The sequence below is a fragment of the Staphylococcus caseorum genome (assembly GCF_049943195.1).
In the GTDB taxonomy this organism is placed as follows: Bacteria; Bacillota; Bacilli; order Staphylococcales; family Staphylococcaceae; genus Staphylococcus; species Staphylococcus equorum_A.
Window position 1 is genome coordinate 2,367,747 of the sequence record NZ_JBNFUA010000001.1, and the last position, 23,996, is coordinate 2,391,742.

The following is a 23,996-nucleotide window of genomic DNA, read 5'->3' on the forward strand; positions in this document are numbered from 1 at the left end:
ACTACATAACTCACTCTACATATTCTAATTCATTAACCACTTTGACCATGTCGTCATGTATGACTAAAGTTGCGTGGTTATCATAAGGTGTAGGGTCATTATTAATGATAATTAGATTTTGTCCTTTAAAGTTCGAAATAAGTCCTGCTGCTGGTTGGACTACGAGTGACAAACCTAGGACGACTAAAGTATCAGCTTTATTTATTTTATCCAGTGCATTATATATCGTATTTTGATTTAATAATTCTCCATAAAGTACAATATCAGGTCTAATGGGGCTACCGCACACTTCACAATCACGTAAATGCTGTTCCATAATATAATTTTTGAAATATGCCTTATGGCAGTCAATACAATAGAAATGGTTTAATGTACCATGCAGTTCGTCAACATTAAGACTCCCCGCATCAGAATGCAGACCGTCGATGTTTTGAGTGATAACCCCTAATGAACGTTTGTCCTGTTCTAGTTGAGCAATCCATTGATGAACAAGGTTCGGTTGCTTATCAGCTATAAGTAAACGTTTATGATAAAAATCAACAAAGCCTACTGGGTCATCTTGAAGATAATCCGTACTTAATAAATATTCAGGCGCGTAGCCATCTTTTGAAATTTCATCAAATAGCCCGCCCATAGAACGAAAATCTGGGACACCACTTGCGACAGATACACCTGCACCTGTAAAAAACGTGATTTTATTAGAATCATTAATGATGTTCTTGAATTGTTCAATCCTGTCATTCATGCATTTCACTCCATTAAAATTTTAAAAATCATACTCCTAACCTTTAAATTAATTTTAAGTTGTAAAAAGTAATTTAGCAAATAAAACATATACTTAAGCCCCAACATACGACCGTATATTATCTCTTGTTTAAGGGTGTATTTACGGTCTTTTTTCAAATTGTATTATTATTCTATTAAATTTCACATTTAAAACTTATACTAATTAATTCTAAAAAGTATGATATATTTCTAATAATTATATGTATAAATTTTAATAACTAAAGGCGGTTTGGGGCTTTGAAGAAACAGAGACTAAAGTTAAGCACACTGATCATTATTGTAGTATGTATTGTAGTGTTATTTTCATTACTTATTACGAGTGTATTGATTAGTAAGACCATTAAAGATACGATACATAAAACAACTGAAGAGAAAGCTGAAGTAATTGGTAAGACCGTTGCTCAGTCTGAGATTGTTCAATCTACTTTGAAAAAAGGTGACAATGATAACAGTATACAAACGTATGTGTCTGAAATACAACAATCAACGGATGTGAGTTTTATTGTTGTGATGGATATGAACGGGATACGAAAATCGCACCCTAATGAAAAACGCATTGGTAAGCATTTTAAAGGTGGCGATGAAACAAATGCGCTGCACGGTAAAGAGAGTGCTTCGATTTCTAAAGGGACGCTCGGTGAATCATTAAGGTCATTTACCCCTGTTTATTCTGATGGTAAGCAAGTTGGAGTAGTTGCCGTTGGTGTACCGATGAAAAGTGTTTCTGAAGCACTTGCAGATGGGAATAAGCAAATTATCATTGGGTCAATTGTTGGACTTATTGTCGGTGCCATTGGTGCATATTTACTGTCTAGATATATTAAGAAAATTTTACTTGGTTTAGAACCATCAAATATTGCTAAGATACTTGGAGAAAGGAACACGATGTTGCAATCTGTTCATGAAGGTATCGTGGCTGTTGATAAAGAAGGTAAGATTAATTTAGTGAATAAATCAGCGATGGATATATTTAATAAGGCAAATTTAAAAGGCAATCCAATCGGCATGAAGATTGATGATTATATGGAGTCTACACAACTACCAAAAGTACTCGAGTTAGGTAAACCAGAATTGGACAAGGAACAAAATATTAATGGAGTGAAGATCTTGGTTAATAGAGTGCCACTGGTTGTAAATAATGAAATTGTTGGTGCAATTTCAACATTTAGAGACAAGACAGAGGTGAACAAACTTTCAGAACAGTTAGTAGGTGTGAAGACATATGCTGATACATTACGTGCGCAGTCACACGAGTTTAGTAACAGGTTGCACGTGATTTCTGGCCTGGTGCAAATGGAACATTATGAGGATTTAAAACAGTATATACATGAGATTGTTGAACTAGGCAGTCAAGAGAATGGTAGTATTACGTCGAAGATTAAAGATCCTGTGTTAGCTGGATTCTTAATTGGCAAATTAAGTTTGGCGAGAGAACAGAATATTAAATTGTCTATTATCAGCCATACAATGATTCCGGAACCGAAGCAGTCATATATTACTCATGAAATGATTACGATTATAGGTAATTTAATAGATAATAGTATAGATTCTTTAAGCGCATCTGCTGTTAGTGAGAAAACAATTGACGTACATTTGAAATATATAAATAACGCATTAATCATAGATATTGTAGATTCAGGCTTAGGTCTAAAAGGTGATTTAGCCCATCAAATTTTTGAAAAGGGCTACTCTTCTAAAGGGGAGCATAGAGGCTATGGGTTGCACCTTGTTCAACAAAGCGTAGAGAAACTTAACGGGGAAATAAATGTAGCTTCTAATGTAGAAGGCAATGTGACATTTTCAGTCGTTATAAATTATTCAAAAAAGGGGGGACTCTAAATGTTAAATATCTTAATTGTTGAAGATGATCCAATGGTTGCACAAATAAATCAACAATTTATTAAAAAAATAGATGACCAAACCTCAGTTGATATTGCCTCAAATGTTAAAGAAGCTATAAAACATATAGAAAATAAAGAAATTGATTTACTATTGCTGGATATATACATGCCTGAGGAAAATGGACTCACATTTCTTAAATATATAAGAGAGCAAGGTTATAAAATAGACGCAATTCTCATCACAGCAGCTACGGATGTCGAGGATATTCAAACTGCATTTCGTTACGGCGCTGTAGATTATTTAATTAAGCCCTTCGACTTTGAGCGTTTTCAACAATCATTGTTGAGATATAAAAAAGGACTCACATTCTTTAATAAAACGAGTAGTATTAATCAAACTGATATTGATGCTGAGTTTCTTAACAAGGAAATTGTTGACCGTGATTCAGAGTTGAAATTACCAAAAGGTGTGACGGAAGCAACGTTACAAGTGATTATTGATAAAATGAAATACTTTGAAGAAAATGAATTCTCTACAGATGACATCTCAAAGTGCGTCAATATTTCGAGAGTTTCTGTAAGAAAATATTTAAAGTTTTTAACGGATATAGAAGTTTTAGAGGAATCTTTAAATTATGGTATAGGGCGGCCCATTAATTTCTATAAGGTTAAAAAGGATAATCTTCAGTATTTAAAGGGTTATATAGAATTATAGTGAAGTGTTACCGAATCAAAGGGATGAAATTCCTTTTGATTCGGTTTTTTTAATTACAAAAAGATAATTAAAATTTCATAAGCTATAAATTTATATCGTCTATGAATAGAATAGATTTATACGTAACAAGGGGGTTAATAATGAATACGAAAGCAAATTTGAAAGCGCTTACTAATGAAGGGGTGCCAATAGAGCGCAGCTTTAAAAGTTTAGGGAAAAGGCTGATTCATATTAAAGTGGGCGTGTTACCATTACCACTTTACTTAATACTAGCTGCAATTATATTAGCTGCGTCCGTATATAATGCGTTACCGGCAGACATGATTGGTGGATTCGCAGTAATCATGATTTTGGGTATCTTACTAGGCGATCTTGGTCAAAAATTACCGATTTTAAAAGATATCGGGGGACCAGCTATTTTAGCATTACTTGTACCATCTGTTTTAGTGTTTTTAGATGTTATTAACACATCTTCTATGGAAGCGGTAACAAGTTTAATGAAGACATCGAACTTTTTATATTTCTATATTTCTTGTTTGGTTGTTGGAAGTATTTTAGGCATGAATAGTAAAGTGTTAATTCAAGGATTTACACGTATGTTTGTGCCTTTACTAGTGGGAACTATTCTGGCAGTATCTGCTGGTTTATTAGTCGGCCTACTATTTGGCTATGATATTAAGCATACATTGTTTTATATTGTTGTACCTATTATTGGAGGAGGTATTGGTGAAGGTATTCTCCCATTATCCATTGCATACTCAGCTATATTGGGAGGCACAGCTGAATCGTTCGTTTCTCAAATGATTCCAGCAGCAGTAATTGGTAATATATTTGCGGTTGTTACTGCAGGAGTCATGATGCGTGTAGGTGAAAAACATACAAAGCTTTCAGGAAATGGAAAATTAATTAAATCTGAAAACATAGATGAAACGAGTGAGGATAAAGAAGATAAAGAAAAAGTAATTGATTTCTCACTTATGGGAGCAGGTTTACTCATTGCTTGTAGTTTCTTTATTGTTGGTACACTTGGTCAAAAATTCATAGGTATGCCGGGGCCAGTTATTATGATTCTATTTGCAACGATTATTAAATGTTTGAAAGTAATGCCACACAAAATGGAAGATGGCGCACATAATTTATATAAATTTGTATCTACAAGTTTAACTTGGCCATTAATGGTAGGTCTTGGAATGTTGTACATACCTTTAGAAGATGTCGTTAAAATTGTTACACCAGCATATGTTGTCATATGTGCATCAGTCGTATTAACCATGATTCTTTCTGGTTATTTTGTAGGTAAATTGATGAAAATGTATCCAGTAGATGCCGCTATCGTGACGGGATGTCATAGTGGCTTAGGTGGTACAGGAGATGTAGCTATATTGTCAGCATCTAAACGTATGGCACTTATGCCATTTGCACAAGTTGCTACCAGAATAGGCGGCGTATCAACAGTCATCATGGCAACATTTTTGTTGAAAATGCTAAGTTAAATCACAATACTAAATAAGGGGTAATAAATATGTCAGTAAGAAATGAAACTACAGATTCAATCAGTTTACACCATGAACGTTCAGGAAAAATAGAAATTACGAGTAAAGTAGAGGTTAAGGATGAACAGGATTTGAGTGTCGTATACACGCCTGGTGTATCTGAAGTATGTAAGGCGATTACAGAAGATGAATCAAAAGTAAATTCATTAACAGCGCGAGGTAATATGATTGCTGTAGTTACGGATGGTACGGCTGTACTTGGACTAGGTGATATTGGACCCAAAGCGGCTATACCAGTTATGGAAGGGAAAAGTATTTTATTTAAAAAACTGGCAAATGTAGATGCATTTCCAATTTCATTAAATACAAAAGATACTGAAGAAATTATATCTATTATAAAAGCGTTAGAACCTAATTTTTCTGGAATTAATCTAGAAGATATATCTGCACCACGTTGTTTTGAAATTGAGAAAAGATTAATTGAAGAACTTGATATTCCAGTATTTCATGATGATCAACATGGAACGGCAATAGTTGTGCTTGCAGCATTAATCAATGCACTTAAATTTGTTCGAAAAGAAAACTATTCTACAAAAATCATTATTAATGGTGCAGGCTCTGCAGGTATTGCGATTGCTAAGTTATTATTAGAAGCAGGATATAATAATATTACGCTGGTCAGTCTAGAAGGTGTCTTAAATAAATCAGAAACGTGGATGAACGGCGCTCAACAAGACATTGCAACATATACAAATCCTGAAGAATCTAGAGGCACATTGGATGATGTCATTCAAAATGCAGATGTATTTATTGGTGTATCAGGTCCCAAAGCGTTAACAAAAGATCATGTACAGTCAATGAATGATAACCCAGTTGTTTTTGCATTAGCCAATCCTACCCCAGAAATATATCCAGAAGAAGCAATAGAAGCTGGAGCTACCATCATTGGCACAGGACGTTCGGACTATCCTAATCAAATCAATAATTTATTAGCGTTTCCTGGAATATTTAGAGGCGTGTTAGATGCACAATCAAGTGATATTACTACAGAAATGAAAATAACGGCGGCTAAAGCAATTGCTGGCTCAATAAGAGAAGATCAGTTAGCAGCAGATTTAATCATTCCCAATGCGCTAGATAAAAACGTCGCTCACCAAGTCGCCGAAGCGGTTAAGCATATTGCGAAAAAAGAAGGAAAAATATTAGTTTAGAGTGAAAAATTTAACAATAAATGGAACAGTTAACAGATTTATAATGCTACGATTGTAACAAATAACTAAGATGCTAAATAAATCGTAAAAGTGCTGACAACAAAATGTAACGTTGTCAGCGCTTTTAATTTTATACTTTTATTCTGGTTCTCCATCTTCATCATATTTCGTTACATTACCGTCTTGATCAACAATGTAGGAGCCAGCTAAGTTATCATCTTTATCAGTAAAGGAGAAGCCCCAATCCCCATTATTACTTTGTTCAGGCTCTTTGTACGTATATTGAGAAGTGTCTAAACTTTGACCCTCGTATGACTCAACCTTATCTATTACATTTTCTCGTGTTACTTCGCCAGTACTATCATCACTACTTTCGCTACTATCATTAGAATCATTAGATTCAGAAATGACAGGTGTCCAATTATCTATTTCACTTTGAGAAAAATCTTTTAGTTTTACAGTTTTAGGATTATTAAGTATGCGTGTAGATTCATTTTGCGAATAATCATCTTCGTCCCAACGTTTATCTTGGAAATGACTAGGCACATCATAAACATCTACTGTACCATCATGATTGTCTTTATAAATAACTTGTCCCGCAGCAGTTGGTGTACCGTATAATGCTTGCGTGCCATTTGGGAATGTCGCGGAAGCACTCTTGTTATATGGATTTAAGACCTCACCCGAAACATCTGCATGCGTGATTTCAGTACTTGAAGGATCTACATTGCCGCCATTATCTTCAAGTACAGAAATCCATACTTTGGCATAGTGTTCAGGTGAATTTGTATTTTCATCATTGTTGTTACTGTCAGATGATGAATTATCATTTTGGTTTTCGTTTTCATCGTTGCTATTATTACTACTGTTTTGATCTTGTTTGTTTGAGTCATTAGAATCTCCACCAGATCCTGTATTAATGTTGATATCACAAGCCGATAGACCAATAGAAGCTACAATAATACCAGTAGCTATATATTTAAATTTCATAAAAACCCCCCTTATATCATAAATAAGTATGCTTAATATTTATTATACCCAATAAGTTGTCGAAAATCTTTTCCAAGATAGAGTGATTAACACGTCTAAAAATATAATATTGACTTTACTTATAATTCACGTTACATTATAAAACGTAATTATTACGATTTATAAAAAGGGAGTTAATCTAATGAGTAAAATTCCGGTAACTGTTTTAAGTGGCTATTTAGGTTCAGGGAAGACTACGTTGCTCAATCACATTTTAAAAAATCGAGAGGGACGTAAAATAGCAGTTATTGTAAATGATATGAGTGAAGTCAATATTGATAAAGATTTAGTTGCAGAAGGTGGCGGCTTATCCAGAACTGATGAGAAACTAGTTGAATTATCGAATGGCTGTATCTGTTGTACATTGAGAGATGATTTATTAAAAGAAGTAGAACGGCTCGTACACAAAGGAAATATAGATTACATTGTTATTGAATCAACAGGTATTTCAGAACCTGTACCAGTTGCCCAAACATTTTCATACATAGATGACGAACTCGACATTGATTTAACGTCAATATGCCAATTAGACACAATGGTGACAGTAGTAGACGCGAATCGATTCACCAATGATATTAACTCGGAAGATTTATTAGTCGATCGAGACCAAGGTGCTGATGTTACGGATGAACGCACGCTTGCAGATTTACTAATCGATCAGGTCGAATTCTGTGATGTCCTAGCATTGAATAAAATAGATTTAGTTACTGACGATGAATTACAGAAACTTGAAAATGTACTGAGACAGTTACAACCTGAAGCGAAATTAATTAAAACAGTGAATGCAGAAGTAGAATTAAACGAAATTTTAAATACGGGGCGCTTTGATTTTGAAAAAGCGAGTGATTCTGCAGGATGGATTAAAGAATTAACTGAAGGTGGCCATGCGACACATACACCAGAAACTGAAGAATACGGTATAAGTTCCTTTGTTTATTCAAGAAGATTACCGTTTCACGCGGAACGTTTTAATACATGGTTAGAAAATATGTCGGATAACATCGTTCGTTCCAAAGGTATCGTGTGGCTCGCGCAATATAATGAAGTTGCTTGTTTATTATCACAAGCTGGGTCATCTTGTAACATTAGTCCAGTGACCTATTGGGTAGCTGCGATGTCATCAGAACAACAAAGACAGATTTTGCATGAAAGAACAGATATTGCAGAAACGTGGGATATTGAATATGGTGACCGAAATACACAATTTGTCATTATCGGAACGGATTTAGATACTGAAAAAATTGAACGTGAACTCGATGCATGTTTATTAAATCGTCATGAAATAGAGCAAGATTGGAGAAATTTACCAGACCCTTATCAATGGGAGATAAGTAAACAACAATAAATCAAAATAGGAAGCATTTGATTATAATGCTTCCTATTTTGGTATTTAATTATTTTGCGATAGGTGAATATTATTTATTTCTCTTTTTGTTTTCTGCCAAGCAATAGTAGACAAACGCCTAAAACTAATGATGACCATAGTGGTACTTGGCTTTGGCTTTGACCTGTGTTTGGTAATTGTTGTGTTTCAGTTGAATGACCATGCGCATTTGTCGTGTTTTGCTTATCGAGATGAATGTCTTCTTTATCAATTTTAGTGTTTGTTGTACCTGTTTTATTAATATTTGTATTATATTGATGATAACTTTGGTTATGTGTTTCTGTAGCTAGCTGATGTATAGGCTGTTCTGATTGTGAAACTGATTTTTGATTTTTCATCGTATTATGATATTGTGCAGCGCTAGGTGCTGTAGAAAGACTAGCTGATTTAACTGTCGAGTTGTTATTTAACTGAGTCGAGTCATTTTGAGTATTTGATGGATTTTCTGAAATTAATGCGTCAGGGTTCTCAATAACTGCATTTTGGTCGACAAGAGGACCTTCTGAATGATGTTCAATTTCAGGATTTTCGTCATTTAAATCAATCGTATCATTATCTTCACCATAATCACTGTTTGCAGATGGATGTTCATTTTCAGTGTTGTCTTGATCGTTAGGTGGTACTTGTTCAGTTCCACTAATCTGATTTAACTCAAATGTAGATGTAGTGCCTGACAATTCAAAGGATACGATTAACATTGCTTTGCCTGTCGGGCTGGCTTCTGCAGAGACAAAAGTAATACCCTCAGGTGAGATATCTTTATTTTGTTCATCATAAAGGTATTGCGTGAATGCAGGAGCAGTAGGATTCGTAATATTATATATCATGATGCCTCCTACACGTTCTAAGCCGACGAATGCGTATGTTTGATTGCCGACAGTACCAACTTCTATAGACTCGACTTCAGGACCTTTATCGTCACTTCTACCATCTACTTCTAGTTCATTAAAATCTTCATAATTAGCATTAAAGCGTTCTGGTAAAATATCTTTGATACGCTGTTCAATATCATTGCCACTGTCGTAAACCATAGATAGGTCAGAACCTTTTAATATTGAAAATGAACGACCACTGAACGTTACGAGTGCATTATATTTTCCATTTTCATCTCTGAATTTGTGAGAAGTTGTCACTTTTAATCTGCCTAATTGATCATCATCAAATAGCCCGTTAGCCACAAGTGCATCTAATTCTTCTTGCGTATAACCTTCATAGTATTTAGCGTCTAATTCAATATCATCTTTAATATCTTTGACACGGACTTCCTCTGAATAGCCCTCATAATCTTGTGAATCACCTTCATTGGCTATTAATAAATATGTTTCTCCATTATATTCATATGAATCAATACCATCTGGTTGTAACATGCCGAGTACTGGTACAGGTCGTAATTCTTTTTTACCATCTTTGTCTGAAGGATCAATAGCATTTTCAGGTAAGGAATGATCTTTATAGGGTAATCCTTGGACTTGTACGAATTCACCTTTTTCAATATCTAGCTTAGCAATAGCATTTGATTCTTGAATCGTCACATAGGCATATTTTCCACTTTCATCGGTCACGATATACTCTGGCTCTAAATTTAGATAAGCTTGAGATTTATTAGGACCTAATTCACGAATAGATTCATTCATATAATCTTGTGTTAGTGAAGTAGTGCGAACGTGTGAGTTGTTTAATTCGGTTGGTGCACCTGATGTGTCGATAATTGACACAGAACCTTCTGGATTCACTTTGTAATCGTCAGAAGGTTCGCTTTCATTGGCTACAAGTAAACGAGAACCATCTTTTGTGAAAGTTACCATGTCGGGTAGACTACCTACCGTCAAATCATTTAAGTATTTTCCTGTATCACTATAGAAGACCACGTGACCGGGTTTTGTTTTATCTTTGGCAGGTGCAGAAAGGGCAATATAGTTACCATCAGGATGAACAGCTACACTAGTTAGGTCGCCTGCTTCAATACCAGCATCTTGTAGATAAATTCGATTTACGAGCTGAATTTCTTCGTTTTTAGTGTTTTTAATATCTAAAATATCTAATGCTTCTTTATCTCCATTTATTGAATAGGCGTAACCATTTTTAGGGTTATATTTTACAATTTCTGTACCACCTTTATCAAAGCCAGCACCGCTATCATAACGGCCTGTGTGATTAATGTTGAGTGATGTTGAATCTTTAGAAGCGTTACGTGTATTTCTAATTGTTGGATTTTGAGCAGATGCCATTTGTAAGACTGCTTTTGGCTGTTTGTCTTGTTTTTGGGTATTGTGTTGAATCGCTTTTAAAAGTGTTGTGCGTTCTGCATTGGTTAAATTTTCTAAGTCTTTAGTAGATGTGCTGTTAGATGAAATAGCATCACTATGAATATAATTATTGTTCAATGGTTCTGAAGCGGATTGCGATGCCGATGATGCGTCTTCTATTTTATGTGGTGGGTTTATATTATGCTCTGTTTTGTTGAGCGATTTGTTTGTTGAGTCATGTTGCTTCTGTGCTGTTGCGTTTGCATTATCTGGTGAAGCATTTGAATTTTTTGTGGATTCGTCTGATTCATTTGGAGTGTTCGAATTATCTGTTGTTGCATCTGATTCATTTAATGGCATCTTTGAATGAGCTGTTGATGTATTTGAATCCTTTGTTTGCGCTATAGTTTGCTTGGATTCAGCGTCATTTTGAACTTGTTCTTGTGTAGCGTCACTAGATGAAGGGTTTGGTAGTTGATCAGATTTTGAATTTTCCACATTTGAATCATTTTGCTTATCTTCTTCTTTAAGAAGCTCTTGTTGTTGAGATTTTTGTGTATTCTGTTCTGTAATTTTTTCTTTATTTGAATCCTTTCTTGTTAATGATTCCCTTGAATCTTTAGTGTTGTTATCAATAGTTTGTTCTTCATTAGCATCACTTTCAGTCGGTTGTTCAGGTTTTTGTGTGTCTGAAGCATCATTTAATGCACTCTGTGTGCTTGGTGACTGATTTTCTTTCTTTATGTCATTTTCGTCGGTAGTTTCTTCTGTAGTGCCTTCATTATGATTATGTATATTTGTTGCTTGATTATTGTTCGAATTATGATTATCTGTAGACGTTGATTTAGATGATGATTCTAATGTATGATTCTGACTACTAGTTTGATCTTGAGCAGTTGTAGTTTCAGTATCATTTTTAATTTGACTATGATCAGCGGCGGAAGCTTGATTACTCATCCCAAGTAATAGACATGTCCCAATTGTAACTGAAGCAGTTCCCATCATACTTTTTCTAATAGAATAAATTGTGTTTCTTTTCATATTGTTAAACATAAAATCCCCCTAGATAGATAAATACGTACTTATTAATTATCTCACTAGTATGTTTGTGTATTATTTTTAAAAAATAAAGAATTAGTAAATATGCTTTGCCATAAAATAAATAAAACTATTAATACATAGCGCTACCTATATAAATCACGCAATTTAGAAATATATTTAATTCAATCATATTTGGGAATAGAGTAATCATACATATATTTTGATGTTGCTACGCTGCTTTGCGGGTTTTATTGTCAGAGATAGTGTTACTACAAAAAATAAATATTGTACACAGTTAATCTAATGTTTTATACTGGGTAAATATTAGAAAGAGCGTCTAAAGTATTATAATAAAAAATGAAACAAGAAGAATCACTTGAGGAGGTACGCTATTGAAACAAGCTACAGAATTCGCGCAGTTATTAAGATCATTAGATGGACAGAAGTATGGTGCATATAAGCGCCTAAAGGGAGTGTATCAATTTAAGCAGTTCCGTTTTGCGATTGATCATGCGCAAGTGGACCCGTATGCGCCACCTTCAAAAATGAGGGTTATCATGAATCGTGAAACAGCAAATATTCCGGACGATATGCTAGATTCAAAAAATAAAATTATTGCAGTATCTGACTTTCTGACTCGAGCGTTTAAAGAAAACATAGAATCGTTGAAACATAGCGATAAACACGCAAAAAGTGCTAGCAATATTTTTATTGATCGTTGTGGTCAAGAGATTTTAGAGCGAACTGCTGTTGTGATCAATAAACAGGACATTGAAGTGAGACTTGAAATTAGTTTGCCAGCCACAGGTAGAAAAATTTTAGGAAAAGTTGCAGCAAATATATTAACTGACACGTTACCAGAAATTGTAGAGCACGCATTACTTTATAAAAATATTGATCAAGCTGCATTAAAGACACAAGTTACATTAATGTTGGACCAAGCGTTTATTCGTGAAGAACTCGACCGAAGACAGCTTGTATCATTTGTGGCAAATGGTTCTATATTGCCACGTAAAAGTGGGGTTTCTGATAAACAATTATCGGGTGCTGTAGCGTTTAATAGTCCGAAAAATGTAGAAGTCGAATTGTCTTTACCGAGTGGAAAAAACATCACTGGCATGGGCGTTCCGAAAGGGATTACTTTAATCGTAGGCGGCGGTTTTCATGGTAAGTCAACGATACTTGAAGCATTAGAACGTGGTGTCTATAACCATATTGCAAGTGACGGTAGAGAATATGTAATTACTTGTCATGATGCTATGAAAATACGTGCAGAAGATGGACGAAATATAGAAAAGGTGAACATCAGTCCTTTTATAAATAATTTACCGGGAAATAAGGATACACAACAATTCTCGACTGAAAATGCGAGCGGTAGTACGTCACAAGCAACGAATGTGATGGAAGCATTAGAAGCAAATACATCGTTATTGCTGATTGACGAGGACACTTCTGCAACAAACTTCATGATTCGAGATAGTCGTATGCAACAGCTGATTGCGCCTGAGAAAGAACCTATCACACCATTTGCGAGTAAGGTAACATCACTTTATAAAGATTATGATGTTTCTACAATTTTAATTGTGGGTGGCTCGGGGGATTATTTTGAGGCGGCAGATCAAGTGTTGATGATGGATGAGTATGTATTGAACGATGTAACAGCACAAGCTAAATCCATTGCGGCGTCAAACGATAGTATTAAAAGCATGAACATAGATAAAAAATTCGGTGACATTCCTACGCGAATTCCGTTAAAATCTAGTTTTTCTAAAAAAGGAAAAGAAAATCGTTTTAAAGTCAAAGGACGGTATTCCATTTTATATGGTAAGGAACTTATTGATATATCAGGTTTGGAACAGTTGGTAGATAACAGCCAAACACAGTGTTTAGCGGACATGATTGATTATTACCAGAACCATCTATTAAATGAGCAAGACACTTTAGCTCAAGCGGCTGACAAGCTCTATGATTTTATAGAGCAAAACGGCTTAGATGCACTCTCACCATTTCATGGACATCCAGGAAATTTAGCTTTACCGAGAAAGCAGGAATTCTGTGCAACGCTTAATCGTTACCGTGGATTAAAAGTGAAAAGCACATAAGAAGACGACAAAGTGCTTAATCAAAAGTTATATTATATAGTTTAAAAGGTTTGTTTTTTATATTTTTAGGAAACAAACCTTTTAATTTAACTATGTTTTTAAAGTAGAAATAGTCTTTTAAATGATTTTCTGAATTTATCCCATGCTGCTATATCAAGGTAGTATTTATCACCAGTTTTTTAATCACTTCTTTTTTTAATAAGTTTTTAAACGTCCTATTGTATTTAATATTTAAACTTTCGTAAGTCCTAGCATGTTCGGGCGAAGTGGCATGCGCTTCGATAAGTTTCTTAGCGACTTTATTCTGTTTCCATATTAAAACTTCTGATCCGTTAGTCATATTAGCCTCCTTTTTAAATAATTATAGAATAATAATTGTACTCATTATAATCTAATTAGTATTGTGGTTATAATTAACGCAATTAAATAGTGGGAAATGGCAACGAGAGGATAACATTTGCTTAATAAAATACTAATTATTATGAATAAGGGAGACTGATTAAAATAAGAAAAACCCTCTTAAGGTTTTGTATATAAACGCGTTAAGGGGGTTATTGTCTTTCAATATTTATTATAGAAGTCCTGATGATACATAGTAGATAAATATGATTAAATTTAAGATAAATAATACGGTTGCTGGCATTGCCTTCTTAATAGGATCGTTTCCTAAAAAGACGAGAGATAACGCGCCTACTAACATTGTCGCACCGAGTAATATGCTGGCTAAGAAAGCGAGCATGCCATAGAAAATGCCGACAAGCATTGCTAAACCACCAAGCAACTCAAATATGCCAGTGATTTGATTGAAAATGGGCGGGTAACCAAGTCGCGAAAAATCAGCTTTCATGGCTCCGGATAATATTTTAGAACCTGTCATTATGAAAAATATGCCTAAAATAATTTGTAATATAATAATTATAATTTCCATCTAAAGCGCCTCGTTTCATTTATTCTTTGTCACGAGATATTAATCCAGAAAGAATGAACGGAATTACACGATTGATATATGTTTCAGCAGGGATATCGCTATAACTTTGACACCATTTTTCAGAAGCTCGATATATACTTGCACTTAGCATCGTTGCAGCTAAGTGTCGTGTATCGTCATCCTCGAAATTCACCTCTAGCAACAATTTATAAAGTACTCTTTCAACGTGTTCTTGTATAATGTTGCCGATTGTTTCAGGATAACTCCTATGACATCTTCTATTTAACGATAATTGAAACTCTGCGATTGTTTTAAAAATATTAGAAATAGTAGCCTCATCTAATTGACGTTGTTCATAATTGGCGTAGTTCAAATTAATCAATAATTCTTCGGCAAGGACTTTATCTAGTAAATCGTAAATATCACTAAAGTGATAATAGAACGTAGCTCTATTAATGAGTGCTTCTTCCGTAATATCTTTTACAGTTATATTTTTAAAATCTTTTTCATCTGAAAGCTTAATAAATGCTTGCATAATTGACTTTCTGGTTTTAATAACTCGTAAGTCTGATTTTGATTTTAGCATTCGACTCCCTCATTTTCTCCCAACACTTTGTCATTAGTGTTGAATATCCAACATTAATATATCTTTGTTGGTACTTATTATCGCTATGAATACTTATTATAAAGCTATATTAGTTATATTTAAACTTTGGAGGTTATCTCAATGGAAAAAAACATGGTATGTGATATGTATTCTGGTATATGTAAACCAAGTGAGGAAAATGAAATTGAAACGATAAATTTTGATGTGAGCGCACCGAATTTAACTTTGTATTATGTAACAGATCCTATGTGTTCACACTGCTGGGCATTTGAACCAACTCTAAATAAATTACTTGTACAATATGGTCATTTATTTAATTTCCAAATGGTTATGGGGGGATTATTAGAAGCATGGGGAGACGGCCCGATAGATCCAGCGAATGGTATCTACAAGCCTGCAGATGTTACCCCACACTGGCAAGAAGTAGGGAATTATTCACGCATGCCTATTGATGGCACAATAATGGAAATAGATCCTGTTCAATCTTCATTTCCTGCATCTAGACTCTATAAAGCAATTCAACATGTAGATTCACCTACAGCTGCAATTAAATTTACGAGATTAGTTAGAGAAGCTGTTTTTGTTTTTAATAAAAATATTTCAGATAAAGCAGTGCTTAAGCATATTGTTGAAGATTTATATAAAGGTGACAATACCATAGATGTTGACTCAATTTTAAACATCGCAGACAGCGACATAGGACAAAATCTACTTGCGGAAGATTTTAATTTAGTGAGTCAATTGGGCGTACGTGGATTCCCAACAATAGTAATCGTTAATAAAGATAACCAAGGAACAAAAATTGTAGGGGCTCGCTCATTAGAAACATATATAGATGCATTAGAAAAATTAGATACTTCTATAACTATAGAGCCAAATCGATTGCCAAAATTATCATTATATTTAAATGAACAATCAAGTTTATTTTCCAAAGAAATTGAAGTAATGTACGATATCGAAGAAAAGGATGTTCCAAATTTCATAGAGAAAGACTTGGACAAATCGAAATACACTATCTCGAACATACTTGGAGAAAGCTATTACGAAGTAAAATAAACTGAGATTTTATTAGTGAATTATAAAATTTAAAAAGATGAAAACACTGTGAAAAGTAGTGTTCTCATCTTTTTTATTTCCCGAGAAATAATTAAATAACAGAACCCCTTTAATTTTAATAATAAAGAATGCTATTTACATCGTTGCATTGAATATTCACACGCCATAAACAGTAAATTATCTTTATATCGCCTGGTGTTTTATGATGGAATAAGCAGAGGATTTTTTTAATTGTGTGATGCCCATATACGTTTTAAGTATAAAAGTGTAGGCGTTATATCAAATTATAAAACCATCCATATTCAATAAGGTTTATAAAGGAGTACTAATTAAATGACAAAACATATACCATTAAGTGTCCTCGAACTTGTAGGCATTTCGGAAAATCAGACAGTCAAAGAAGCACTTGAAGCATCTATGGATAATGCAGAGCTTGTAGATCATCTTGGGTTCAAAAGACTTTGGTTTGCTGAGCATCATAATACAAAAAATCTTGCATCCAGTGCTACATCACAACTGATTGCGATGGCAGCAGCACGAACAGAAAATATTCGTGTAGGCTCGGGCGGTATTATGTTGCCAAACCATTCACCATTGCAGTTAGCTGAAAATTTCGGCACGACTGCCCAACTTTATCCAGGTAGAATTGACCTTGGACTTGGAAGAGCGCCTGGCACTGATCAAAAGACATCTCAACTCATTACACGTTCTGATAGTGATGCACAGACTTTTGCAAATTCTATTTTTGACCTCATGGGCTGGTTCAGTGATGAAGGTCTCGGTAACAGTGTTCCTGTGACTTCGACAGTAGGTACAGGTACGCATATACCAATTTGGGTATTGGGCTCAAGTATAAATGGTGCATCTATTGCTGGACAGCTTGGACTGCCGTATTCTATTGCGACACATTTTGCACCTGATGACTATAAACAAAAAATTGACATGTATCGTTCTACGTTCAAGACAGATGCGCCAACTTCACAGATTGATGAGCCGTATGTCATGGCGGGAATTAATGTCATTGTGGCACCAACTGACGAAGAAGCAGAAAAAATTTGGACAACGACGATTCAAATGATGAGAGACATGCATACTGGTCAGCGCCGTAAGCTACAGCCACCTGTTGATCCTGAAGAATTAGGTTCAGAAGAACAAAGAAAAATGATGGAATCAATGTTCAGTATTAAAGCGGTTGGTTCACCTGAAACAGTCCGTAATAAATTAGAAGCATTCACGGAAGAGACCGGGGCAGATGAACTTATCACTGTGACTTATACGTATGATCCAGAAAAAAGAAAACAATCGATGGAACTGCTCGCAGACCTGTGGTTCTAAATGATTGATCTTCAAGGAAGATTTTTCATGGTTGGTCAAAGTGAAAAACAAAAATCGTCTGATTAGATTTAAGATAATAGGAACTGTATGTCATTTATGATGTACAGTTCTTTTTTGATTTTATAAAATTTTATTTTGAAATATGACATCGAAATAGCTATTTGATCAATAGCAGAAATATTCTGTATTTTACATATAAATAAAAAGTGAATAAAACTTATTTTGAAATTGAAATTAAGGATTTAATACATCTTTTTTAAAAGCTATTTGCTATATGCATCTTTAGTTTCGTATACTATTACTATTAAACTAAAGGAGAAATTATATGAACAATTCACAAAATCAAGTTATTCAAAGTTATAAAGAATTTTGGACGCGTTTTTTGGACATTAATGGCAGATCTACTCGTCCTAACTTTTGGCATCCTTTTTGGATTAACTTCGTAATATCTTCGCTTTTAGGAATAGTATCAGCAGGTTTACTAAGCAGTGTATTCGCAATTGCAATTATTATTCCTTCATTTACCGTTATGGCCAGACGTTTACATGATACAAATCGTACGATGGTTCTTGCAATCGTTTCGCATATCAGTGGTTTCATAGCGATGGTGGCAACTATTGTATTTATTGTAGGTGTTTTAGCAGTAGCAAGCTCAGGTAGTGGTGGTATGATTGGTGCTACATTATTAGCTGGTGCATTTGGTGCAGTTGTTGCTGGAGTAATAGCACTATATACTTTATATGTATTAGTTATCACTGGTAATAGAGAACTTAATAATTATGGTTCAGGGGGAAGTTGTGAAATTGACCCTCAAGCTCATACTCATTAGTTAAATAAATGCTTTACCTACAGTCTCAGAATGTAGACAAACCCTTCACTGATGTGAACCCCAAAAGTTGGACTTAAAAATCTAACTTTTAGGGGTTTCTTTTATGTCAAAATATTATCAAGACAATATCTCCTCCGCAAGTTCATATACAAAATTTAAATCTAATATCGAATCGACCTTACGTAATAAATGATTATTAGGAACTAATTCAGAGATAGAAATCATTTCATATTGATCTCTTCTATCAATTGATTTATTCAACATAATAAAGACCACCACTGTTTAATTTATATATTATAATATTTTTTGTGTAATATGAGCAGTGATTTATGCCGACTCCTGCGGGAATAGCACTAGCCGAAGACTACAGGCTAAGGCAGTGCCCGCGGAAAGCGTGCATAAAAAAATGCCAACAAAGTCGGAGACTTTGTCTACAGTCTTATTTTGTGTGTTCTTTTAAGATACTGTGAAAATTATTTATGTGCTTTTCCTTTCTTGCGTAAATACCTATCGTTCGCAAGGCATTTGGAAGTTTAATGTGCGTATACATATCACTGTTCACCTTTTCCATATATGACTGCGGACAGATGGCTACACTTTCACTTGTAGCTATAAAATTTAAAATGGATTCTCTATCTTTGACGTAGGATAAATCCATTTTTTGTGGATTAATATTATTATTTTTAAAATCAAATGTATCACCTGGTGGTTCTAATAAATAGTAATGTTGTTGAGCTAAGACTTCTTCATCAATATGAGTTATTTCATTTAATGCGTGCTGCTTAGAGAATACAATTTCATAGGGCTCTTCAAACCAATATTCATAATAAACACCTTCTTGTAACTCAATTTGTTCTCCTATGACCAAGTCTAATTTATGTTGTTGAAGCTTATTTACTAATTCCTCGGTGCTGTTGGCGGGAAACAATCTGATGCGTTCATTTTGATTGTTCATTTTATGCAATTTGTCTAATGGAAAATTTGAAATAATACCTACTTTTAAAACTTCAGTATCATGATTTTTTAAATAATCAATTTGCTGTTTTACTGATTTAAGTCCTTCATATAGCTTTAAACCTTCATTCGTTAAACTGACGCCTCTAGGGGTTGCATCGAATATTTTATAACCAAAATATTGTTCTATTTGAGCAATTCTTTTCTTAATGCCGGGTGTACTTATATTTCTTTCAAGTGCAGCTTTGTTATAACTTTTAGCTTCAACTACAGAAAACAAATCTTCTATATAATCTATTTCCATACAATCGCCTCTTTTAACTCCTAGTTTATACTCATTATACTAAGCGCTTATTCCATAAAGCACAATACCTTGCTAACATTTAGTTAATGAAGGAGTGATAATTTGTCTAAGAAATTAAACGTATTGAAAAGGATGCAACGATGAAAGCATTAATCCAGTTCATAGCATCAATGGTCATCTTTGGAACGATAGGCCTTATCATTAAACAAATAAATTTAACTTCCATAGAAATAGCGATGCTTAGCAGTTTTATTGGTTGTAGTTTTTTATTATTGTTTTACATTATGCGTAAGCAAAGACTAAATTTTACTTTTTTGAAGCATTATAAATGGCTCATCATTATTTCTAGTTTTGCATTAGCAGGTAACTGGGTATTTTTATTTCAATCATATCAATATACGAGTATTGCAAATGCAACTTTAGGCTATTATTTTGGTCCGATTATTGTATTACTGCTATCTCCATTCATTTTAAAAGAAGCATTGAGTAAAAAAAGTGTGTTATGTATTATCGCTTCACTTATAGGCTTGATATTTATTTTAAGTAATGGTTTTCTACAGCCTGGATCAAATGATGTGTTAGGAATTCTAATTAGTATGCTTGCGGGGAGTTGTTACGCCTGTTTAATGCTTACTAATAAGTTTATTAAACAGGGTAGCCGTATGGATTTAACTATTTTTCAATTAGGCATAACAGCTTTGATTTTGCTTCCTTTCGTCTTTGGCGTTGGTGGTGGATTTGAAATTCATACACAAATTTCTGCGATACCGTTCATTCTTATTTTAGGCGTTGTTAATACTGGTATTGGTTTTTGGTTATTCTTTTCTGGTATGGAAAAATTAAACGGTCAAAATATTGCATTATTAAGCTATATCGATCCATTAGTTGCAATTTTTATATCGGGCCTTATTTTACGTGAACAATTTACGATGTTACAAATAATTGGAGGAATAATACTGATTGCTTCAACGTTCTTGAGTGAATTTTCATTTAATAAATTAAAAATACGACGAAAACAAGGGTTTTAAATACTAAGCATTTAAAAGGGGCGTTTAAATATGAAAATAGGAATTATTGGTGCAGGCAGTATGGGCTCAGCGATGGTAAAAGGGTTTTATAAATCAAATCACTTAAATATGAATAATATTTATATCAAATCTGGTAAAAGCAATAAAGCTAAAGTACTTGCAGAGCGTGTCAATGCTAATGTAATCGACACATATAATGACTTAGAGCAAAGTGACATGATTATTTTAATGGTTAACGAGAGTGACGCTAGAGGAATTTTGGAAAAATTGAGTGATGTAATGAGTGAAAATACGGTTATCGTTTCTGTCGTACCATCGCTTTCTATCGAAGGCATGGAAGGTATTTTACCGCAAGCACAACCTATTGTTAGTTTATTACCTAATACTGTTGTCGAAATAAATCAAGGTATTTTAGGTTATGCGCATAATCAATATGTTGATGAAGAAACGATTAATTTTGTCTTTAAACCTTTAGGTAATATGGTTAAGGTGAACGAAAGTGAATTAGATATATTTAGCACACTTTCAGGATGTGGACCGGCTATTGTCGATGTTTTCATTGATGGCTTATCAGATGGGGCTGTATTAAATGGTATGAATAGGGCGTTGTCTTATAAAGTCATAACTGAAATGATAATTGGTGCTGCAAAATTAGCCCAAGCGTCTGAAAAACATCCAGCTGAATTGAAAGAGGATGTAACTTCTCCTGGAGGGAGTACAATTAAAGCAATCGCTACACTGGAAAAACACGCTTTTAGATATACACTTGTTGATGCAATAAATGCTGTTAATCGTAAAAATTAAGAAAACATCTTACCTGAAACTTTCGCTATCTTCTAAAAATAAACGCAATCCACTTAATAATAGTGAGATTGCGTTTTGTCATCTTAAATATAATTAATTTAAAGCATTAACAAATTTTTCATTTGCTGTTAAATAATAGCCATCAGCAGTTTTTAATCTCGGTGTAAGTTTGTCAGTGAATGCAAGATCAACAATATCTAATGTGGCTCCAACTTTTAAATTTTTAATTGGCTCGTTGTTAAAAGCAATACTTTCGTATAGTTTGCATTTTTTTATAACTTCTACTGATTTTGGAATATGAGATACATAACCTTCAATCTTATTAAGATTAATTGGTGTTACCAACGCTTTATCAGCTGTGATGTAGAAATCATCATTTGTGATTAATATAGGCAGTTGATTAGTGCTTTTTCCAGTTGCTTTAATTTTAATAAGTTGACCTTTAGCAATTGAGTCAATTGGATCATTGAAATCAATATTTTTATATCTGTTAATTTCCTGTTTCGCAACAATATGGTCAGGCGCATTCATTAGGTAATGATTTGTATTTGATGAAACATGGTCTTTTTTATCTGAAATAAATTCAATATCAAGATTCTGACGTTTTAATATACTATGGCCATTAACATTTGGATAAGTTGCACGAACTAATACTTGGTCAAAGCCGTTATATTGAATTAAAATATTAAAATCAATAGCTTCAAATTTCAAATCGTCTGTTTTAATATAAATAGAGTCATTTTCTAATATGAAATCCACTTGTTTACTAAAACGGTCATCTTGAATTTTGACTAATTTTACTGCATCAATGGATACACTAGGTTGTTTAAACACTTCAATGACATCATAAAATGTATTGTTAATTAATTTTGTACCATTGTATACGGCAGTACATTTTGTCTTAAGTTCAAGCAAGTTACTGAATTTTTCAGGATATTTAAAATAAACCATGTGATCTTTAATATATTTGTGAGTATTTTCTTCAAAAAGCATATATTCAATATAATCTACAAAGTTTTCTTTATTATGATGGTATGTGTTATAAACATTTTTATACTTATCATTTATTAATAATTTTTCCATATCGTAGCCTGCATCTGTGATAACAGACTCAACTTTATTGAATTGTTGATAAAAGAAAGCTTTGTCATTTGAATTTAAGAATGTTTTTGTAACTAAGAAACGAGACATAAAATCCATTTCTATAATACGACATAAGATTTGCTCCTTAGCATATTCAGGTAGTTCCATTTGAATTATTTCTTTAAGTACATCTAAATTAAAATGAGATTTTTCAATCATGTCAGTGGCTTTTATTAATGAAATATTATCAGCATAACGATTTACATGATAGACAGGTTCTGGCGTCATAGAGGCGCTTTGAGATTTACTAATTAATTCAGAATAAAATAGTTTATCTTCGCCATATTTTAAATTTTTGAACTTCATCTTATTATCAATAACAGTTGACCGCTTGAATACTTTACCCCAAGGGCCAACAGCTCTGAAGATATTATAAATTTCATGAGGAACGAGTCCATTATCTTCTTTATAAGAAGCGAAGTTAGCTACTTTTCTTATTTCATTATTCATATGTTTGTAACATTGACCAAACCCAATATCTGAATGGTGTGTTTGCATCTGACGAATTAATTTAGGAAAACCTTCTGCTTCTAACCAATCGTCAGCGTCTAGTATAGTTATATATTCTCCATTGGCTTCTTGCATACCAACGTTACGTGGGATTGCAGGGCCGCCTGAATTTTCATCTAATTGAATAGCTCGAATAAATTCATATTGTTCAGCGTAACGATTTAATATTGCGTACGAAGCATCTGTAGAAACATCATCTACAAAAATAGCTTCAATTTGTGACTTATCAATATTTAGATTAATTAAGGATTGAATACAATTTTCTAAAAAAGATTCTTTGTTATATACTGTTACCACTATTGAAATTAATTTCTGAATTATAATCGCCTCCATATTGCTTGTGATTAAAAGTATTTATCGCTATTATATATTATTTTCATGTAATATACATTCAAATATTAATAAAAGGAAATTAAGTACTTTTTTGAAAATTCATAAATGGAATACTATACTCTTATTGATTATAGTTCAAGTTTTAGTATCTTATATGTAGAAATGCATCAAACATGACGCTAAAAATAATTCGCTTAGAATGTTACTATATTCATTTAACAGGTTTGCGTATTCGTTTCTATGTCCCTTGTAATGTTATAGTTTAAGAAACTCGATAACTTTATTAACAGCTACTGTGTTAAATATTTTAAAGACAC

Annotated in this window: 19 protein-coding genes and 1 pseudogene; 11 read left to right on the plus strand and 9 right to left on the minus strand. The window is 33.6% G+C overall.

The features are described from left to right. Positions 1-10 precede the first annotated feature (10 nt). Positions 11-745: an NAD-dependent protein deacylase gene (locus ACP3TL_RS11990; protein ID WP_285336805.1), complete on the minus strand. Its 735-nt coding sequence runs from the start codon at positions 743-745 to the stop codon at positions 11-13. A 278-nt stretch (positions 746-1,023) separates the two neighbouring features. Here ACP3TL_RS11990 and dcuS point away from each other — a divergent pair, with 278 nt between their 5' ends. The 4 genes from dcuS to ACP3TL_RS12010 all read left to right on the plus strand — a co-directional run bounded on the left by dcuS (position 1,024) and on the right by ACP3TL_RS12010 (position 6,046). Continuing rightward, on the plus strand, positions 1,024-2,625 hold the full coding sequence (gene dcuS / locus ACP3TL_RS11995; protein ID WP_069832377.1) for a DcuS/MalK family sensor histidine kinase: 1,602 nt from the start codon (positions 1,024-1,026) through the stop codon (positions 2,623-2,625). Beyond that, the gene (locus tag ACP3TL_RS12000; RefSeq protein ID WP_069832378.1) at positions 2,626-3,342 is read left to right on the plus strand and encodes a response regulator; all 717 of its coding nucleotides are present in this window, start codon (positions 2,626-2,628) and stop codon (positions 3,340-3,342) included. A gap of 140 nt (positions 3,343-3,482) precedes the next feature. Next, a complete protein-coding gene (locus ACP3TL_RS12005; protein WP_069832379.1) occupies positions 3,483-4,835 on the plus strand; it encodes a 2-hydroxycarboxylate transporter family protein in 1,353 nt (450 codons plus the stop codon). 29 nt (positions 4,836-4,864) lie between these two features. Continuing rightward, the gene (locus ACP3TL_RS12010; RefSeq protein WP_069832380.1) at positions 4,865-6,046 is read left to right on the plus strand and encodes an NAD(P)-dependent malic enzyme; all 1,182 of its coding nucleotides are present in this window, start codon (positions 4,865-4,867) and stop codon (positions 6,044-6,046) included. Between the two features lie 138 nt (positions 6,047-6,184). Here the strand turns inward: ACP3TL_RS12010 and ACP3TL_RS12015 are convergent, their stop codons facing one another. Next, complete coding sequence (locus tag ACP3TL_RS12015) at positions 6,185-7,036, minus strand: hypothetical protein (RefSeq protein WP_069832381.1); 852 nt, start codon at positions 7,034-7,036, stop codon at positions 6,185-6,187. Between the two features lie 181 nt (positions 7,037-7,217). Between ACP3TL_RS12015 and ACP3TL_RS12020 the strand changes: the two genes are divergently transcribed. After that, entirely contained in the window at positions 7,218-8,420 is a 1,203-nt protein-coding gene (locus ACP3TL_RS12020) for a GTP-binding protein (RefSeq protein WP_069832382.1), read from the plus strand. Between the two features lie 74 nt (positions 8,421-8,494). On the opposite strand, the gene ACP3TL_RS12025 is transcribed toward ACP3TL_RS12020, so the two are convergent. Then, on the minus strand, positions 8,495-11,758 hold the full coding sequence (locus ACP3TL_RS12025; RefSeq protein ID WP_069832383.1) for a choice-of-anchor I family protein: 3,264 nt from the start codon (positions 11,756-11,758) through the stop codon (positions 8,495-8,497). A gap of 380 nt (positions 11,759-12,138) precedes the next feature. Between ACP3TL_RS12025 and ACP3TL_RS12030 the strand changes: the two genes are divergently transcribed. Next, complete coding sequence (locus ACP3TL_RS12030) at positions 12,139-13,848, plus strand: ABC-ATPase domain-containing protein (RefSeq protein ID WP_069832384.1); 1,710 nt, start codon at positions 12,139-12,141, stop codon at positions 13,846-13,848. A 148-nt stretch (positions 13,849-13,996) separates the two neighbouring features. Here ACP3TL_RS12030 and ACP3TL_RS12035 read toward each other — a convergent pair whose 3' ends face one another. The 3 genes from ACP3TL_RS12035 to ACP3TL_RS12045 form a co-directional block, all read right to left on the minus strand. Then, positions 13,997-14,188 carry a hypothetical protein gene (locus ACP3TL_RS12035; protein WP_069832385.1) on the minus strand — a complete coding sequence of 64 codons (192 nt, stop codon included), beginning with the start codon at positions 14,186-14,188 and terminating at the stop codon, positions 13,997-13,999. A gap of 231 nt (positions 14,189-14,419) precedes the next feature. Next, positions 14,420-14,776, minus strand: a complete 357-nt coding sequence (locus tag ACP3TL_RS12040; RefSeq protein WP_069832386.1) for a DoxX family protein — start codon at positions 14,774-14,776, stop codon at positions 14,420-14,422. Between the two features lie 19 nt (positions 14,777-14,795). Beyond that, positions 14,796-15,362, minus strand: coding sequence for a TetR/AcrR family transcriptional regulator (locus tag ACP3TL_RS12045; protein ID WP_002506296.1), 567 nt, complete (start codon positions 15,360-15,362; stop codon positions 14,796-14,798). 141 nt (positions 15,363-15,503) lie between these two features. Between ACP3TL_RS12045 and ACP3TL_RS12050 the strand changes: the two genes are divergently transcribed. The 3 genes from ACP3TL_RS12050 (at position 15,504) to ACP3TL_RS12060 (ending at position 18,603) form a co-directional block, all read left to right on the plus strand. Then, positions 15,504-16,439: a DsbA family protein gene (locus ACP3TL_RS12050; protein ID WP_069832387.1), complete on the plus strand. Its 936-nt coding sequence runs from the start codon at positions 15,504-15,506 to the stop codon at positions 16,437-16,439. 333 nt (positions 16,440-16,772) lie between these two features. Further along, the gene (locus ACP3TL_RS12055) at positions 16,773-17,774 is read left to right on the plus strand and encodes an LLM class flavin-dependent oxidoreductase (protein ID WP_069817244.1); all 1,002 of its coding nucleotides are present in this window, start codon (positions 16,773-16,775) and stop codon (positions 17,772-17,774) included. A gap of 325 nt (positions 17,775-18,099) precedes the next feature. Further along, positions 18,100-18,603: a DUF805 domain-containing protein gene (locus ACP3TL_RS12060; RefSeq protein ID WP_069832388.1), complete on the plus strand. Its 504-nt coding sequence runs from the start codon at positions 18,100-18,102 to the stop codon at positions 18,601-18,603. 113 nt (positions 18,604-18,716) lie between these two features. On the opposite strand, the pseudogene ACP3TL_RS12065 reads toward ACP3TL_RS12060, so the two are convergent. Next, positions 18,717-18,867 (minus strand): annotated as a pseudogene (locus ACP3TL_RS12065) (IS5/IS1182 family transposase); the annotation flags it as partial. A gap of 175 nt (positions 18,868-19,042) precedes the next feature. Then, the gene (locus ACP3TL_RS12070) at positions 19,043-19,861 is read right to left on the minus strand and encodes a LysR family transcriptional regulator (RefSeq protein ID WP_069832389.1); all 819 of its coding nucleotides are present in this window, start codon (positions 19,859-19,861) and stop codon (positions 19,043-19,045) included. 140 nt (positions 19,862-20,001) lie between these two features. Between ACP3TL_RS12070 and ACP3TL_RS12075 the strand changes: the two genes are divergently transcribed. Then, positions 20,002-20,889: a DMT family transporter gene (locus ACP3TL_RS12075; RefSeq protein ID WP_277575708.1), complete on the plus strand. Its 888-nt coding sequence runs from the start codon at positions 20,002-20,004 to the stop codon at positions 20,887-20,889. Between the two features lie 30 nt (positions 20,890-20,919). Further along, positions 20,920-21,693 (plus strand): pyrroline-5-carboxylate reductase, encoded by a 774-nt coding sequence (gene proC / locus ACP3TL_RS12080; RefSeq protein ID WP_069832390.1) that lies wholly within the window; start codon positions 20,920-20,922, stop codon positions 21,691-21,693. A gap of 93 nt (positions 21,694-21,786) precedes the next feature. On the opposite strand, the gene ACP3TL_RS12085 is transcribed toward proC, so the two are convergent. Continuing rightward, on the minus strand, positions 21,787-23,643 hold the full coding sequence (locus ACP3TL_RS12085) for a glycosyltransferase family 2 protein (protein ID WP_081325277.1): 1,857 nt from the start codon (positions 23,641-23,643) through the stop codon (positions 21,787-21,789). Positions 23,644-23,996 lie beyond the last annotated feature (353 nt).

Coding starts and splice junctions, on each gene's coding strand:
- ACP3TL_RS11990 (WP_285336805.1), bottom strand. CDS start 745: ATGAATGACAGGATTGAACAATTCAAGAACATCATTAATGATTCTAAT.
- ACP3TL_RS12000 (WP_069832378.1), top strand. CDS start 2,626: ATGTTAAATATCTTAATTGTTGAAGATGATCCAATGGTTGCACAAATA.
- ACP3TL_RS12005 (WP_069832379.1), top strand. CDS start 3,483: ATGAATACGAAAGCAAATTTGAAAGCGCTTACTAATGAAGGGGTGCCA.
- ACP3TL_RS12010 (WP_069832380.1), top strand. CDS start 4,865: ATGTCAGTAAGAAATGAAACTACAGATTCAATCAGTTTACACCATGAA.
- ACP3TL_RS12015 (WP_069832381.1), bottom strand. CDS start 7,036: ATGAAATTTAAATATATAGCTACTGGTATTATTGTAGCTTCTATTGGT.
- ACP3TL_RS12020 (WP_069832382.1), top strand. CDS start 7,218: ATGAGTAAAATTCCGGTAACTGTTTTAAGTGGCTATTTAGGTTCAGGG.
- ACP3TL_RS12025 (WP_069832383.1), bottom strand. CDS start 11,758: ATGTTTAACAATATGAAAAGAAACACAATTTATTCTATTAGAAAAAGT.
- ACP3TL_RS12035 (WP_069832385.1), bottom strand. CDS start 14,188: ATGACTAACGGATCAGAAGTTTTAATATGGAAACAGAATAAAGTCGCT.
- ACP3TL_RS12040 (WP_069832386.1), bottom strand. CDS start 14,776: ATGGAAATTATAATTATTATATTACAAATTATTTTAGGCATATTTTTC.
- ACP3TL_RS12045 (WP_002506296.1), bottom strand. CDS start 15,362: ATGCTAAAATCAAAATCAGACTTACGAGTTATTAAAACCAGAAAGTCA.
- ACP3TL_RS12050 (WP_069832387.1), top strand. CDS start 15,504: ATGGAAAAAAACATGGTATGTGATATGTATTCTGGTATATGTAAACCA.
- ACP3TL_RS12055 (WP_069817244.1), top strand. CDS start 16,773: ATGACAAAACATATACCATTAAGTGTCCTCGAACTTGTAGGCATTTCG.
- ACP3TL_RS12060 (WP_069832388.1), top strand. CDS start 18,100: ATGAACAATTCACAAAATCAAGTTATTCAAAGTTATAAAGAATTTTGG.
- ACP3TL_RS12070 (WP_069832389.1), bottom strand. CDS start 19,861: ATGGAAATAGATTATATAGAAGATTTGTTTTCTGTAGTTGAAGCTAAA.
- ACP3TL_RS12075 (WP_277575708.1), top strand. CDS start 20,002: ATGAAAGCATTAATCCAGTTCATAGCATCAATGGTCATCTTTGGAACG.
- proC (WP_069832390.1), top strand. CDS start 20,920: ATGAAAATAGGAATTATTGGTGCAGGCAGTATGGGCTCAGCGATGGTA.